Source organism: Halomonas borealis (assembly GCF_004798905.1).
Classification (GTDB): domain Bacteria; phylum Pseudomonadota; class Gammaproteobacteria; order Pseudomonadales; family Halomonadaceae; genus Halomonas; species Halomonas borealis.
In genome coordinates this window covers 1-277 of record NZ_SDMO01000063.1, presented here as the reverse complement: position 1 = coordinate 277, position 277 = coordinate 1, and the positions used below count along the sequence as shown (strand labels likewise).

The 277-nt window shown below is 36.5% G+C and carries 1 pseudogene; it reads left to right on the top strand.

The window, feature by feature from the left end:
- Positions 1 to 277, top strand: a pseudogene (locus ETC07_RS16180) (hypothetical protein); the annotation flags it as partial.

Genomic DNA, 277 nt, shown 5'->3' with positions numbered 1-277 from the left:
ATTTTTCAATTTCGGCCTGGGCCTTCATTCCTATCCTCCTCATGTTTGTTTGTGCTTGGAAAAAAATCCCCGCTATCCTTACTATTCTTTTGAATATTGGTATCGCTTTAGTAATGATATTTATTCATAATCCACATACAAAAGTTACTGACCTCGGTTTATTGATTGATTCTGGTTTTAAATCAGCAACAGGAAATCAAGAAATTGACCTCCTACTTTCACGTGGCGGAATTGAAAGCATGATGCCAACAGTATCACTCATCATTCTTACCTTATC